A 14220-nucleotide genomic window follows, 5' to 3' on the forward strand; every position below is an offset into this window, starting at 1 on the left:
TCATGACATTGCTATGGCAAACAGGTGTCGATAGCGACATTAATCTGATAACGAGGTTCACTGTGATTATTAAACCCAAAGTGCGCGGCTTTATTTGTACCACTACGCATCCTGTCGGCTGTGAGCAAAACGTCCGCGAACAGATTGAAGCGACCCGCGCGCGCGGTTTGGATAAAAGCCAAGGCCCTAAAAAGGTATTAGTGATTGGGGCTTCCAGTGGCTATGGCTTAGCAGCACGGATTACCGCCGCGTTTGGCTACGGTGCCGACACCTTAGGCGTGTTCTTTGAAAAGCCAGCTACCGATAAAAAACCCGGCACTGCCGGTTGGTACAACAGCGCGGCTTTTGACAAGTTTGCTAAGCAAGAAGGCTTGTATAGCAAGTCGATTAACGGCGATGCGTTCTCCCACGAAGCGCGTGAGAAAGCCATTGAAGTCATTAAGCATGACATGGGCGAGATTGATCTGGTGGTTTACTCATTGGCGTCGCCGGTGCGTAAGCTCCCTGATAGCGGCGAAGTGAAGCGTTCCAGCCTGAAGCCAATTGGCGAAACCTATCGCGCCACTGCTATCGATACCAATAAAGACGCCATTATCGAGGCGGAAGTTGAACCAGCCACCCAGCAAGAAATCGACGACACCATTACCGTGATGGGTGGTGAAGACTGGGAGCTGTGGATGGATGCGCTTGACCAAGCGGGCGTATTGGCACAAGGTGCGCGCAGCGTGGCGTTTAGCTATATCGGCACGGAAATTACTTGGCCTATTTACTGGCATGGTGCACTCGGCAAGGCCAAGGAAGACTTGGATCGCGCCGCAGCGGCTATCGACAGCAAGCTGAAAGCCAGCGGCGGTGGCGCCAACGTTGCGGTACTCAAATCGGTAGTCACCCAGGCCAGCGCCGCAATTCCGGTGATGCCGCTGTATATCGCCATGGTGTATCGCATTATGAAAGAGCAGGGCCTGCACGAAGGCACGATTGATCAGTTGAATCGCCTGTTTAGCGAACAGCTCTACTCGGCCCAAGGGCGGCGCGGCGAGTTTGCCACCGATGAGGCTGGCCGCTTGCGCCTAGATGACTGGGAGTTGCGTGATGACGTTCAGCAAGCCTGCCAGGATTTATGGTCAGAAGTAACCACCGATAACCTTTTTGAAATTACCGACTATGCTGGTTATAAGCACGAATTCTTGAAGCTGTTTGGCTTTGAGCGTGATGATGTCGATTACGATGCCGATGTGAACCCTGAGGTGAAATTTGATGTCATCAATTTGTAGGGTGTGATTCAACCGAATAGCCAGGAGGTACTTATGGATACCAGGGAGAGTAAAACCCGAGAAGAAGAGAAACAGCACTTGCTGGATGAGCGGGTTCCTGAGGACTTTGATGCTTCTCAGCCGCACCTTCAGCCTGAGGCGCAAAAGCCACCCAACAGGCTGCATAAAGTAATCCCGTTAGTGGTTGTCGCGGTCAGTATTCTTCTGGCTGGGCTGCTTATCCTGGGTATCGGTGGCAATGGCGGCTAACGCAAACGGTGTATTACCTTCAATTGCCGGGCATAAAGCCCGGCAATTTGCATTCTTGCGTCACTTTTTTGCTGTACGGGTCATAACGCTGCCTTCAGCTAAGTAATTGCGTAAGATAGACGTTTCACTCCGATGATGGCGATCCTTTATGCAGCGCAATGACCTATCATGCAGCCCAGTCTGTTAGTGCCGTCAGTTAACGTCAGCCGTCGGCGGGTAGCCTTTGTGCTGCTGCCGGGGTTTTCGCTGCTGGCCCATGCTAGCGCGCTAGAACCGTTGCAAATGGCTAACCAGCTCAGTGGGCAAATGCTTTATCACACGGTTACGCTGAGTATGGATGACCAGCCGGTGCGCAGTGGAGCACAGCTATCGGTGCTGGCTCAGCACGAGCTAAGCACCGCGCTTGGGCCAATCGACTTGCTGCTGGTCTGCGCGCCTACCCCGCTGCCCTATGCTTTACCCGCTAAGCTGAACGAGTGGCTGCGAGGTCATCAAGGCCGCGGCGTGGCGCTGGGCGGGCTAGCAGGCGGCACCGAAGTGCTGGCGCGCTGTGGGCTGCTGGAGGGCTACCGTGCCACGCTGCCCTGGCAACGCTTCGAGGCCTTTGCCCAGGCGTACCCGCAAGTCACGCTTTCCCAGCAGCTGTTCGAGATTGATCGCGATAGGCTGACCTGCGCAGGCGGTACCGCGGGAATGGATATGATGCTAACGCTGATCGGCCAGCACCACGGCGCCCGTTTGGCGGAGCAGGTATCAGAACAGTTTGTCTGCGACCGCATTCGCTTGGCCGATGAGCGCCAACACGTGCCGCTGCGCAGCCGTTTGGGGCATGCCCCGCAAAGTCTGGTGGATGCCGTGACGCTAATGGAGGCCAATATCGAGGAGCCGCTCTCGACCTTGGAGCTGGCCGAACACTTGGGAATCTCCCGTCGTCAGCTAGAGCGGCTATTTAAGAAGTATTTGCAGGCGGTGCCCAGCCGTTACTACCTCGATTTACGTTTACAGGAAGCCCGCAAACAGCTGCGGGAAAGCGACCGAGCGGTAGGCGATATTGCGTTTGCCACAGGGTTTTCCTCAGGTGCCCATTTTTCTACTGCTTACAGGCACCATTTTGGTATGACGCCAAGAGAAGAGCGCCTGGGTTAGGAATATAAGATTAGAGGGTTCTTAGGTTAAGGTATCCACAATGCCGCCTTCCACGCGTAGCGCTGCGCCAGAAGTGGCGCTAGCCTGGGGCGAAGCGGCATACACACTCATGTTGGCGACTTCTTCAGGCGTTGCTAAGCGTTGGATAATGGAAGAGGGGCGGTTCTCTTTCACAAAACGTGCTTCCAACTCCTGTTGTGAAATGCCTTCTTTTTCAGCCATTTCGCCAATCATATTCAGCACCCCTTCAGAGCGCGTCGGCCCGGGTAGAATGGCATTCACGGTGACCTGAGTGCCGCTGAGTACTTTGGCCAGGCCCCGCGATACTGACAGCAGCGCGGATTTTGTCATGCCGTAATGCACCATTTCACTGGGGATGTTGATGCCTGACTCGCTGGAAATAAACTGTATGCGGCCCCAATCGCGGTCACGCATGCCTTGGGCGTAGTGACGGGAAAGCCGCACCGCACTCATAATATTAATGTCGAAAAATTGCTGCCACGTGGCGTCGTCAACGTCGAAAAAATCCTGCGGGCCGAAGATGCCTACGTTATTGATCAGGATATCCGTGCCGGGCTGCTGTTCGATTAGCGTTTGGCAGCCTTCAGCGGTACCGAGATCCGTTGCCACGCCTTCCACCTTGGCGTTGGGGGTGACTTTTTTAATCGCAGCGATGGCCTCGTCCACCCGCGCCTGGGTACGTCCTGTTACGACCACGTCAGCGCCCGCCTTGGCAAGCCCCTCGGCAATCGCAAAACCAATACCTGCTGTAGAACCCGTGATAATGGCATGTTTGCCGCTTAGATCAATCTGCATACGATGGTCTCCTCTCGTCCTGAGTGTCGGTGCTCATCACTATGCAATGCAGCTCAGCGATAACCGCATAGCTTGCTAATAAGTATGGTGCTCTTTTAGGCTTCTTCAAGGGGGAGGTCTTCAATATCTCTAGCCCAACACCCGTTTACGACTCGGCATTCGGCGGCATCACCATCCACTCAGGCTCCTCGAATTCGCCAATCAGGCGGATCTCGCAGCAGGGGGCCGCACGGCGGATGATCTCCTTTATCTCCGGGTTGGGCTGGGCTTCCATGGCGTCGCGGCTGGCCTTGCTGTCCCAGTGGGCGATGGCGATCAGGGTGTTGGGGTCGCCGATTTTACGATGCAGTTCGGTGCCGCGTGCCCCTGGCGCCTGCTGGATGAGTTGGCTGGCGCGGACCCAGGCGTCGGCGTAGTCCTCGGCACGGTAGCCGTCGCGGATATGCACTTCAAAGATATATTTCATGGCGCTGCTCCCTGTCGCTGCTGCTGAAACTTTCGATCCTGGGTCAGTGTATCCCGCCCACCGTCCTGATTCAGCCGCTACGTTGCACGCCGAGGATCCGCGGCGCATGAGTGCCTGGCTGGAGGTGAGCCACATCTGTCCTCGCGCCGTTAGTCGAGCGTGATTCTTAGCGTTTGCCGGGCCTCGCAGGGGTAGCCGTGGCGCAGGTGCAGGGTGCGCTCGTCCAGGACCATCACCACCGCGAACACGGTCTCCATGCGCTCAGCCTCGGGCAGGTCGACGTCGGTGTGCTTGCAGATCGACATGGGCGCATTGTGGTGGTCGCTCAGTACGTCGAACAGCGCGCTGACGCTGGCCTCTGGCGGTGGGTCGAGCAACTCATCAAGGCGGCGCAGGCGCACATGGGAGTCGGGCTTGGGGAAATCAGCGATACAGGCGGTGGCGGCCGCGGCGTAGAGGTGATTGGTGTGGGTCACTCGCCCACCGCTGGGTTCGAGTACCCCCGGTGGCCCGGGCTGTACCTCGAAGCCGGCGGCCTGGCCAGCAGCGCTGGCGACTAGAAAGTGCGCCGGCGAGGCGACGCGGTCCTCCTCGACGATGCGTTGGGCACTGGTGAAGCCGTCGCTCTCGAGAAGCTTGCGCAGGGCGACGTGGATCGGCAGGCCGTCGCCGCAGGTCTGCGAGCGGATGGCGTTGAGACACACGCCGAGGCCGTGGACGTTGAGGCCGATCTTGGCCAGCATCCCGGCCTCGCCGACGCTGACCAGCGGCGGGGCGTCGTCGCCCTCTATGTGCAGTACCACCACGTTGTCGAGCTGGTCGAGGCGCCAGTCCCAGTTCTGGGCCAGCCACTGGCGACCCTGCTGGTAGAGTGAGAAGGCGGAACAGCCGCCGCTGGCTTGGGTTAGCGAGATCTCGCTGCGGCAGTTGAGGGTGAGAATGTCGTCGCGCTGCAGGCCAGCGCCCTCGGCAATGCCCTCAATCTCATCCAGGATCGCCGGAAAGCCGCGTTCGATAGCCGGTATAAAGCGGCGTGCCTCCTGCCGAGCTGCGGCCCAGTCGAGGCCTACAAAGGCTTGAAACAGCCGGTCATAGACCTCAATGCTGTTCTGAATCTGTGCGGCGTGGCACTGGCCATGGGCCACGCCAATGGCATGGCGGCTACCACGCAGGTGGGTTATGTTGAGCATGCGGAGTGCTCCTCGGGGAGGGGATTTACTCAAGCCTACCGCGAACAGCGTTGAAGTGCAGGTGGGTGCTTGGCTACGCAGGCTCACGGATTGACTCACCCTTGATTACCGGCACCCCGCGCCGATGCCTGGATGCCGCGCCTTATTCAACGTTTGAGGCAAGCTCGCTGCTGACAGCTACCAAAGGGCATCAGGCGTCCCCCCCAACGATAAAAAGCAGGTCTAAATACGTCACTGATACCGTGAGGTGCACAAGGACGGATATAGACTGTTACAAAAGGCGGGACTCCAGTTAAATGCTGCTATTCATAATTTGCCGTCCCATTGCTGAAAGCGGTTAACCGGGTTGGCCGCTTATACTGTTGTTACTTCTTTCCTCCATTGGAGATAGCGTGCCATGAGCCATACCCCAAGCCGTCAGGATTTCGATCACTATATGACGCCTAACTATTCCCCGCAGCAGGTCATTCCAGTGCGCGGTGAAGGTAGCCGCTTGTGGGACCAAGAAGGGCGTGAATATATCGACTTCGCCGGCGGTATTGCGGTGAACTCCCTAGGCCATTGCCATCCTGTACTGGTCAATGCGCTCAAAGAGCAGGGCGAGAAGCTCTGGCACCTTTCCAATGTGTTTACCAACGAGCCAGCGCTGAGCTTGGCTAAATCGCTGGTTGAGCGCACTTTCGCTGATAAGGTTTTCTTATGCTCCTCAGGCGGTGAAGCCAACGAAGCCGCACTTAAGCTTGCTCGCCGCTGGGCGGTGGATAATCACGGTGAGCAAAAAGATAAAATCATCTCGTTTTATCAATCCTTCCATGGACGCACCTTTTTTACTGTCAGCGTGGGCGGCCAGCCCAAGTACTCCCAGGGCTTTGGGCCAGTCCCAGGCGGTATTCTGCACGCTAACTATAATGACCTGGAGAGCGTTCGCGAGCTGGTGGGTGACGACACCTGCGCGATTATGGTTGAACCCATGCAGGGCGAGGGCGGCATCGTGCCCGGAACGCAGGCATTCCTCCAAGGGCTGCGCGACCTCTGTGATGAACACAACGCCCTACTGATTTTCGACGAAGTGCAAACGGGCGTTGGCCGCAGTGGCGAGCTCTACGCTTATAAGAACTATGGGATAACCCCGGATATCCTCACCAGCGCCAAATCCCTGGGCGGCGGCTTTCCTATTGGCGCCATGCTGGCTACCGATGACGTGGCTAAATCATTGGCGATTGGCACTCACGGTTCTACTTACGGTGGTAATGCGCTGGCATCTGCCGTTGCGCTGGCGGCGGTGGCATTTATCGATACGCCCGAGGTGCTTGCAGGCGTTAAGCATCGCCACGACCTGTTCCGCGAGCACTTAGAAACCATCAACCGTAAGCACGGCGTGTTCAAAGAGATTCGCGGTATGGGCTTATTAATAGGCGCTCAAATGTCGGATGCCTATGAAGGCCGCGCCAAAGATATTCTGCCGTTGGCGATTGAAGAGGGTTTGATGGCGCTGATCGCTGGGCCGAACGTACTGCGCATGGCGCCTTCTCTGGTCATTCCTGAAGCGGATATCGCCGAGGGTATGGCCCGCTTAGAGCGCGCGATTGAGCGGTTAGTTGCGCAGGATGAGTGAGCAACAGGCTGCGTCAGTCGTGTTAACTGAAGAGGGGGCATTGAGGATGCTGGTAGTTCGACCCGTTAAAGCGTCTGATCTCACGGCGCTTGAGCAATTAGCCGAGCATGCAGTACCTAAGCTTACTAATTTACCTGCTAACCGTGAGCGGCTTCAGGAGCGCATAGCGCGCTCTCAAGACGCCTTTAATGGTGACGTCGAGTTTCCAGAAGATGAGCACTATACGTTTGTGCTGGCGGACGATACACGCGAGGAAGTGCTCGGTACGGCTACTATTCGTGCCCAGGCAGGCGCTAATGAGGCTTACTACACCTACCGCCAGGAAACGCTGATTCACGCTTCACAGCAGCTCAATGTTCGCCGTGAAGTGCAGACGCTAGCGCTTTCTCATGAAGTGTCGGACGCTACTCTGCTGTGCGCTTTTTCGCTTAATCCTCGCTATAAAGGCACCAGCGCGGAGAGTCTTTTACGCCGGGCGAGGCTGATGTTTATCGCCCAATACCCCGAGCGCTTTTCGCGTATCTTAGCGGTGGCGTTTCCCGGCTATTTGGATACGCGCAGTGAATCGCCGTTCTGGGAGAGCGTAGGGCGGCACTTTTTCGCCCGCAGCTTCCAGGATATTAACCACATTGCCGGGGTGCGCTCGAAAAGCTTTATCGCCGAAGTAATGCCCCAGTTTCCACTTTATTTGCCGTTGCTAACGCCTCAGGCGCGGGCGGCAATCGGCCGGGAACACCCCGCCCATGAAGAGGCGCTGGAAGAGATGCTGGCAGAGGGCTTTGTACGCTCGCGCCATGTGGATATTTTCGACGCCGGGCCGATTGTCAAAGCTGAGCGCGAGCGGCTGGAAACCTTCCGTAGCGCCGCCTGGCACCCGGTACGTATCCGCCCTGAGCACGTCTTGCCGGATGCCGAACCTGCACTGATTGCCAATCAAAAGTTGGGTGAGTTCCGCTGTATCGTCGCGCGCTATGCGCTGTCGCCCACAGGCCAGTTGATGCTCTCAGCGGAGCACGCCGAGCGGTTGGGCGTCACGGAGGGGCGAGCGGTATTGGTCGCGCCGTTAACCCTGCCGAGCGTGGTAGACGCGCTTGATGAAGGAGAAATGTAATGCGCATTCGACCCATTGCCCGTGATGATTTGGATGGGCTTCAGGCGCTTGCGCAGCAGGCGGGCGTTGGTTTTACCTCGCTGCCGGATAACCGCGAGTTTCTAGCCGGTAAAATTGAAGCGGCTGCCAGTGCCTTTGAAGAGCGCACCCCGGTGGACGACCGACTCTACTTCTTTGTATTGGAAGATGAAGACAGTGGCGAATTGGCCGGCTGCTGCGCCATTGAGGGCCAGGTTGGCCGTGAAGTGCCGTTCTACAACTACCGGCTGGGCACGTTGGCACATTCCTCGGTTCAGCTTGACCTGCACCGCACCATCGATACGCTGTTTTTAAGCTCCGACCACACCGGCGACGCCGAAGTCTGTTCGCTGTTTTTACGCCCTGAGTATCGTGGTGAAGCCAACAAGCATTTGCGCAACGGCGCGCTGCTCTCCAAAGCGCGCTGGCTGTTTATTGCCCAGTTCCGCGACCGCTTCCCCAACAAAGTGTTGGCGGAAATGCGCGGCGTATTTGACGAGAACAACACCAGCCCTTTCTGGGAGAGCCTGGGTAAGCATTTCTTTCCCATGGATTTCAATGAAGCTGACCGCTTGACCGGCTTGGGGCAGAAGAGCTTTATCGGCGAGCTGATGCCCAAGTTCCCCATTTACACCACCTTTATGGCCGAAGAGGCGCGGGCCTGTATTGGTCAGGTGCATCGCCACACCCGTCCGGCGCTGGAAATGCTCAAGAAAGAAGGGCTGCGGTGGGAAGGCTATATCGATATTTTCGACGGTGGCCCGACGGTGGAGGCGTACATTGATGACGTGCGCGCCATACGTAACTCACGCATCTGTCAGGTGGAAGTATCTGCCGCTGCCAGCGAAGAGAGCGTCAGCCGCTGGCTGGCTGCGACCTCCAACATGCTCAGCTTTACCGCCAGCTGGGTAGGGCGCGCGCCTACCGAAGACAACACCATCGTGCTTAGCGAACAAGAAGCGAAGCGCTTAGGCGTTGGCACCGGCGACACCCTACGACTACTCGAGACCTAGGCGACGCTTACAGGAGAGTTTTATGCACGCCCAACAGCAGCAACTGATAAATGGCGCCTGGGTCGTAGGCGACGCAGAGCCGTTAAGCAAGCACGACCCCGTTTCCGGTCAGCCGTTATGGCAAGCAGCGACGGCCAGCACTAAGCAGGTCGCAGCCGCTGTAAAGGCGGCTCGCGGCGCCTTCCCCGGCTGGGCACGCACCCCTTTTGCCGAGCGCCAGGCGCTTGTCGAGCGTTTTGCCGAGGTGCTGAAAGCACGCGGTGAAGACATGGCCGTGGCGATTGCTTCCGAAACCGGCAAGCCGCTCTGGGAGGCGCGCACCGAAGCGGTAGCCATGGTCGGTAAGGTGGCGCTGTCGGTTAAGGCGTATAACGAGCGCACCGGTGAACGAGAAAAAGTCGTGGGCAGTGCAAACGCCGTGTTGCGCCATCGTCCACATGGTGTGATGGCGGTGTTTGGCCCTTACAACTTCCCTGGCCACCTGCCCAACGGCCATATAGTGCCTGCGCTGTTGGCGGGTAACTGTGTGGTTTTCAAACCCAGCGACCAAACGCCGCTTACCGCGGATTTGACCCTACAGTGCTGGCTGGAAGCCGGGCTGCCCGCCGGGGTAATCAATCTGGTTCAGGGCGGTGTGCCGGTAGGCCAGGCGCTGGCAGGAAACCCGGATATTGATGGCCTGCTGTTTACCGGTAGCGCCAAAGTGGGTGGCATGCTGCACCAGCAGTTTGCTGGGCAGCTGGATAAAATTCTGGCGCTGGAACTAGGCGGCAATAACCCCCTGGTAGTGAAAGATGCCGACGACGAGCGCGCCGCGGTATTGACCATTCTGCAGTCGGCGTATCTCTCCGGCGGCCAGCGCTGCACCTGCGCGCGGCGTTTAATGGTGCCGGAGGGCGCAGTAGGCGATCGCTTGATCGATGCGCTTTCTGAGGCGATCACCAAGTTGCATGTGGCGGGACAGTTCGAAGAAAACCCTGCGCCATTCTATGGCGGTTTGGTCAGCGTGGCGGCGGCGGATGGCCTGCTCAAGGCCCAAGAGGAGCTGGAAACCATGGGCGGTACGGTGATCAACCGTATGCAGCGCCTGCAAGACAACACCAGCCTGTTAAGCCCTGCATTGATCGACGTGACCGGCCTTGACGTGCCTGACGAGGAGCACTTCGGCCCGCTGCTGAAAATCCACCGCTATCGCGATTGGGATGAAGCGCTAGCGCTTGCCAATAACACCCGCTACGGGCTCTCCGCCGGTTTAATTGGCGGCGATCGAGCCGATTGGGACGACTTCCTGCTGCGTATTCGAGCGGGCATCGTCAACTGGAACCGCCAAACCACCGGCGCATCCGGCGATGCACCTTTTGGCGGCGTGGGTGACAGCGGCAACCACCGTCCCAGCGCATTTTACGCGGCAGACTACTGCTCCTACCCGGTGGCCTCTATGGAAGCTAACAGCCTCGAGATGCCCGAGACTTTGCCGCCAGGAGTTAGCTTGTGAGTGCCGCCGATATCAGTAGCGTCAGGGAAGTCAATTTTGACGGTCTGGTCGGCCCAACCCACAACTACTCTGGGTTGGCCGTGGGTAACGTGGCTTCCATGAGCCATGGCGGCTTGGTGTCCAACCCCAAAGAGGGCGCGCTGCAGGGGCTTTTAAAGATGAAGTCGCTGATGGACGCGGGCTATGCCCAGGGCGTGCTGCCTCCCCAACAGCGCCCCGATATTGGCGCACTGCGCGATTTAGGTTTTAGCGGCAGCAACAGTGAAGTGCTGGCCCGCGCCGCTCTTGAAGCCCCGCAGTTGCTGCGAGCGGTATGCTCGGCCTCCAGTATGTGGACGGCTAACGCGGGCACTATTACTCCCAGCGTGGATGCACCCGATAGCCGGGTGCATTTCACACCAGCCAATCTACAGTCCAGCTTTCACCGCTACCTGGAGCCGCAAACCACAGGGCGTGTGCTGCAAGCGATTTTCCGCGACGAACAGCACTTCGCCCACCACCCGGTGCTGCCCGCTACTCCAGCCTTTTCCGATGAAGGTGCAGCCAATCACACCCGTTTGTGCGGTGAGTACGGCGAACCCGGCGTCCACCTGTTTGTATATGGCCGCCAGACGTTTGGTGACGTGCGTAGCGCCCAGCGCGAACCAAAGCGCTACCCCGCCCGGCAAACCCTGGAAGCCAGCCAGGCGGTGGCCCGCCAGCACGGGCTGACGGAAGCGCAAACGGTGTTCGCCCAGCAGCACCCGGACGCCATTGACGCGGGCGTCTTCCATAATGACGTCATTGCAGTCGGCAACGGCCCTGTACTGCTCTACCACGAAATGGCGTTTCTGGATGAAGAGGGCACGCTTGATGAACTGCGCGCCAAAATGGCCATCCCGCTGATTCCCGTGCGCGTGCCCTTGGAAGCGGTCAGCATGGAGGATGCGGTAGCCTCGTATCTATTTAATTCGCAGCTGCTCTCTAACCCGGACGGCACCATGACGCTGGTAGTGCCTGGCGAATGCCAGGAGCGCGAGGCGGTATGGCGCACTATTCAGGATTATCTGCTAGCGGGCAATAACCCGATCAGTGAAGTGGTCGTCAAAGACGTCAAACAAAGTATGCGCAACGGCGGTGGCCCCGCCTGCCTGCGCCTGCGCGTGGTGTTAACGGACGCCGAGCGTGAAGCGCTCACGGGCCGCGTACTGCTCACCGATGCACTTTATGATGACCTAACCGCCTGGGTGAATCGCCACTACCGCGACCGCCTCGCCCCGGATGATTTGGCCGATCCACAGCTGGCGGAAGAGTCGCTTGCTGCACTGGATGAGCTAACCCGATTGTTAAAGGTCGGGCCGGTTTATCCGTTTCAGTTGGGGTAGGGATTACGTTAAGCTAAAGACAACAAGCCAAGGCAATCCCTTGGCTTTTTGCATTTAAAAACGGGTGGCCATGTTGTCAGGAATAGATAGATGAAGCCCATTATTCGGTCGACTGATGACAAAGCGTTTGCGGAAAAGTTAATTCGCCAAAATATGGGTGCTTACTACAAGCAGCTGGGTATGCGCTGGGACACCGCCCTGTTTGATAAACAGTGGGGCGAGTTAGACAGCTACGAGTTAGTCATAAATGCTTCACGAGCGGGGCTGCTATGTATAAACCACGATGAAGCCGCTTACTATATCCGAGAGCTACAAATTGATCAGAAGTGGCAACGTCACGGCTTAGGCACAACGGCCATTCGCTTCACTGAGGAAATCGCTCAACAGTCGGGTATCCGCTTACTTCGGCTGCGTGTGTTTTGTATTAATCCCGCCATAGCCCTCTATGAGCGTATGGGGTTTAGCGTGCGCAAAACGGAAAGTAATACGCACTACATGGAACGGCGCATTGTTTAGCGATAGAAGTAACCTGGCTGGATGATTCGATTTGCTGACTCTGCGTAGTCGCTGCCTTCACCCTCTCTTTAAGATCGACTCTCTGGTAAACGGCTTGGCTGAGCTCATGTAGACTGCTGCCCATCAACCCGATCAGCAAAAGGCCCAATCAGCGCCATGACCACCTTGAACCACCGTTTTTCCGATGCTGAACGCCGTGGCCTCTACCGCGCCATACACGAGCGGCGTGATGTGCGCTCGCAGTTTCTACCTGACCGGATCCCCGCTGATGTACTGGCCCGCCTTTTGGAGGCCGCGCATCACGCGCCTTCAGTGGGATTTATGCAGCCCTGGGATTTTATTATCATTGAAAGCCAGGAGGTCAGGGCAGCGATCCTGGCAATGTTCGAGCAGGAGAACCAGAAGGCCGCCGAGCGCTTTGAAGGCGAGCGTCAAGCGCATTACCGTAGCCTTAAACTGCAAGGCATTATGGAAAGCCCGCTTAATCTGTGTATTACCTGCGACCGAAGCCGGGGAGGCCCTCATGTGCTAGGGCGCAATAGCATTGTAGATACCGATCTTTTCAGCACTTGTCTCGCTGTACAAAATCTCTGGCTGGCGGCGCGGGCGGAAGGCATTGGCGTTGGCTGGGTGAGCATTCTCGATCAAGAGCAGCTAAGTGCAGCGTTGAATTTGCCTGAGCACGTTTACCCACTGGCGTATCTCTGCCTTGGCTATGTGAGCGAGTTTCTAGACCAGCCGGAGCTTGAAGCCAAAGGTTGGCGCACTCGGCTGCCATTAAGTGAACTAGTACATGGAGATAAGTGGGGGCAGCCGCTTGCAGCGCCCTGGCTTGACGCGCTATAGCGCTACACTTTATTTGCCGATAATGTATTCGCTTGTTCTAAATAAGGCCTGGAGCGAACCATGCGGAGCGATATAATCATTAAACAGCTCAGCGCTGACGATCCCAATGTTGCGTTAGTTGCGGACTCCCCGTTTGGGAGATCGAGGTGGCGATGATCAGTGGCCGTGCATTACGCTATTTCGATACTGTGGCCCGGTGTCGCTCGCTGCGCCAAGCCGCCGCCCAACTGCATATTGCCCCCACAGCGGTTAGCCGCCAGATCGATTTACTGGAACACCAGCTTGGCGCTCCCCTCATCGAGCGCGGCCCCAACGGCATTAGCCTAACGGCGGCGGGGGAGTTGTTGGCCGCCCAGACTCAGCGCACCCTCCGAGACCTAGAGCGGGTGCAGGAACATATTGCCGATTTGAAGGGCTTGCGAACGGGCCGGGTCAGTTTGCAGGTGGCGGAAGGCGTTGTGGCTGGCTTGCTAGCGCCTACGTTGGCCAAGATGGGGCAACGCTACCCGCGTTTGAGTTTTGATATCGGAATTGCCAGCGCCAGCCAAATGGTGGAGGCGCTGCGCCGAGGCGATGCCGATATTGGCCTGTCGTTTTTTATGCCTCGCCACGATGACATTGTGCCCTTTGCCAGCGCGGAGTTGCTCCACCACGCCGTGATGGCACCAGGCCATCCATTGGCCGCGGCTTCTGAGGTGAGTCTTCACTCTTTGGCAGCGCACCGGCTGATACTGCCTGATGAATCCTATGGGGTGCGCAAAGCGCTGGAGCGCGCCGCTCATCAGGCCGGGATAGTGCTGGCTCCGACCTTTAAAACCGCTTCACTGGAAACTCAAAAAGCACTCGCCCTTAATGGGGCAGGCGTTCTGGTATTGCCACCGATGGCGGTAGCTCGGGAGTGCCAATTAGGTCAACTCGTCAGTATTCCCTTGGCTTCTTCAGAGCTTGAGGCAGCGCGGATTGATCTCTGCGTTTATCGCCATCGCCAGCGTAGCTTTGTCACCGAAGCATGCCTTTCGCTACTGGCAAGTGCCCTGCAAGCGCTGCAATCTCCGTCATCTTGAAAGCTCCTGAAAGAAGGTTCTGAAAAAATGGAGTGCA

Annotated in this window: 14 protein-coding genes; 11 read left to right on the forward strand and 3 right to left on the reverse strand. The window is 57.6% G+C overall.

The annotated features are described in order from the left end of the window. Nucleotides 1-62: 62 nt before the first annotated feature. The 3 genes from fabV (at nt 63) to RZA33_RS01900 (ending at nt 2669) form a co-directional block, all read left to right on the forward strand. Nucleotides 63-1274, forward strand: a complete 1212-nt coding sequence (gene fabV, locus RZA33_RS01890) for an enoyl-ACP reductase FabV (protein WP_317506148.1) — start codon at nt 63-65, stop codon at nt 1272-1274. A gap of 33 nt (nt 1275-1307) precedes the next feature. After that, a complete protein-coding gene (locus RZA33_RS01895) occupies nt 1308-1523 on the forward strand; it encodes a hypothetical protein (protein ID WP_317506149.1) in 216 nt (71 codons plus the stop codon). Nucleotides 1524-1691: 168 nt separating this feature from the next. Next, complete coding sequence (locus RZA33_RS01900; RefSeq protein ID WP_317506150.1) at nt 1692-2669, forward strand: GlxA family transcriptional regulator; 978 nt, start codon at nt 1692-1694, stop codon at nt 2667-2669. A gap of 21 nt (nt 2670-2690) precedes the next feature. Here the strand turns inward: RZA33_RS01900 and RZA33_RS01905 are convergent, their stop codons facing one another. The 3 genes from RZA33_RS01905 to RZA33_RS01915 all read right to left on the reverse strand — a co-directional run bounded on the left by RZA33_RS01905 (nt 2691) and on the right by RZA33_RS01915 (nt 5141). Further along, complete coding sequence (locus RZA33_RS01905; protein ID WP_317506151.1) at nt 2691-3485, reverse strand: SDR family oxidoreductase; 795 nt, start codon at nt 3483-3485, stop codon at nt 2691-2693. A gap of 145 nt (nt 3486-3630) precedes the next feature. After that, entirely contained in the window at nt 3631-3951 is a 321-nt protein-coding gene (locus RZA33_RS01910) for an antibiotic biosynthesis monooxygenase family protein (RefSeq protein ID WP_317506152.1), read from the reverse strand. Nucleotides 3952-4100: 149 nt separating this feature from the next. Then, nucleotides 4101-5141 carry a C45 family peptidase gene (locus tag RZA33_RS01915; protein ID WP_322976186.1) on the reverse strand — a complete coding sequence of 347 codons (1041 nt, stop codon included), beginning with the start codon at nt 5139-5141 and terminating at the stop codon, nt 4101-4103. Nucleotides 5142-5538: 397 nt separating this feature from the next. Here RZA33_RS01915 and RZA33_RS01920 point away from each other — a divergent pair, with 397 nt between their 5' ends. The 8 genes from RZA33_RS01920 (at nt 5539) to RZA33_RS01955 (ending at nt 14183) form a co-directional block, all read left to right on the forward strand. Next, entirely contained in the window at nt 5539-6756 is a 1218-nt protein-coding gene (locus RZA33_RS01920) for an aspartate aminotransferase family protein (protein WP_317506154.1), read from the forward strand. 46 nt (nt 6757-6802) lie between these two features. Beyond that, nucleotides 6803-7867, forward strand: a complete 1065-nt coding sequence (locus tag RZA33_RS01925) for an arginine N-succinyltransferase (RefSeq protein WP_317506155.1) — start codon at nt 6803-6805, stop codon at nt 7865-7867. Beyond that, a complete protein-coding gene (gene astA / locus RZA33_RS01930; RefSeq protein WP_317506156.1) occupies nt 7867-8898 on the forward strand; it encodes an arginine N-succinyltransferase in 1032 nt (343 codons plus the stop codon). The genes RZA33_RS01925 and astA overlap by 1 nt, the downstream gene beginning before the upstream one ends. A gap of 22 nt (nt 8899-8920) precedes the next feature. Then, a complete protein-coding gene (gene astD / locus RZA33_RS01935) occupies nt 8921-10393 on the forward strand; it encodes a succinylglutamate-semialdehyde dehydrogenase (RefSeq protein WP_317506157.1) in 1473 nt (490 codons plus the stop codon). Further along, entirely contained in the window at nt 10390-11757 is a 1368-nt protein-coding gene (astB, locus tag RZA33_RS01940; RefSeq protein ID WP_317506158.1) for an N-succinylarginine dihydrolase, read from the forward strand. The genes astD and astB overlap by 4 nt, the downstream gene beginning before the upstream one ends. 90 nt (nt 11758-11847) lie before the next feature. Continuing rightward, entirely contained in the window at nt 11848-12273 is a 426-nt protein-coding gene (locus tag RZA33_RS01945; protein ID WP_317506159.1) for a GNAT family N-acetyltransferase, read from the forward strand. Between the two features lie 156 nt (nt 12274-12429). Then, on the forward strand, nt 12430-13119 hold the full coding sequence (gene bluB, locus RZA33_RS01950; protein ID WP_317506160.1) for a 5,6-dimethylbenzimidazole synthase: 690 nt from the start codon (nt 12430-12432) through the stop codon (nt 13117-13119). Between the two features lie 152 nt (nt 13120-13271). Beyond that, nucleotides 13272-14183 carry a LysR family transcriptional regulator gene (locus tag RZA33_RS01955; protein ID WP_317506212.1) on the forward strand — a complete coding sequence of 304 codons (912 nt, stop codon included), beginning with the start codon at nt 13272-13274 and terminating at the stop codon, nt 14181-14183. Nucleotides 14184-14220: the final 37 nt, after the last annotated feature.

This window comes from Halovibrio sp. HP20-59, assembly GCF_033052795.2.
Lineage (GTDB): Bacteria > Pseudomonadota > Gammaproteobacteria > Pseudomonadales > Halomonadaceae > Vreelandella.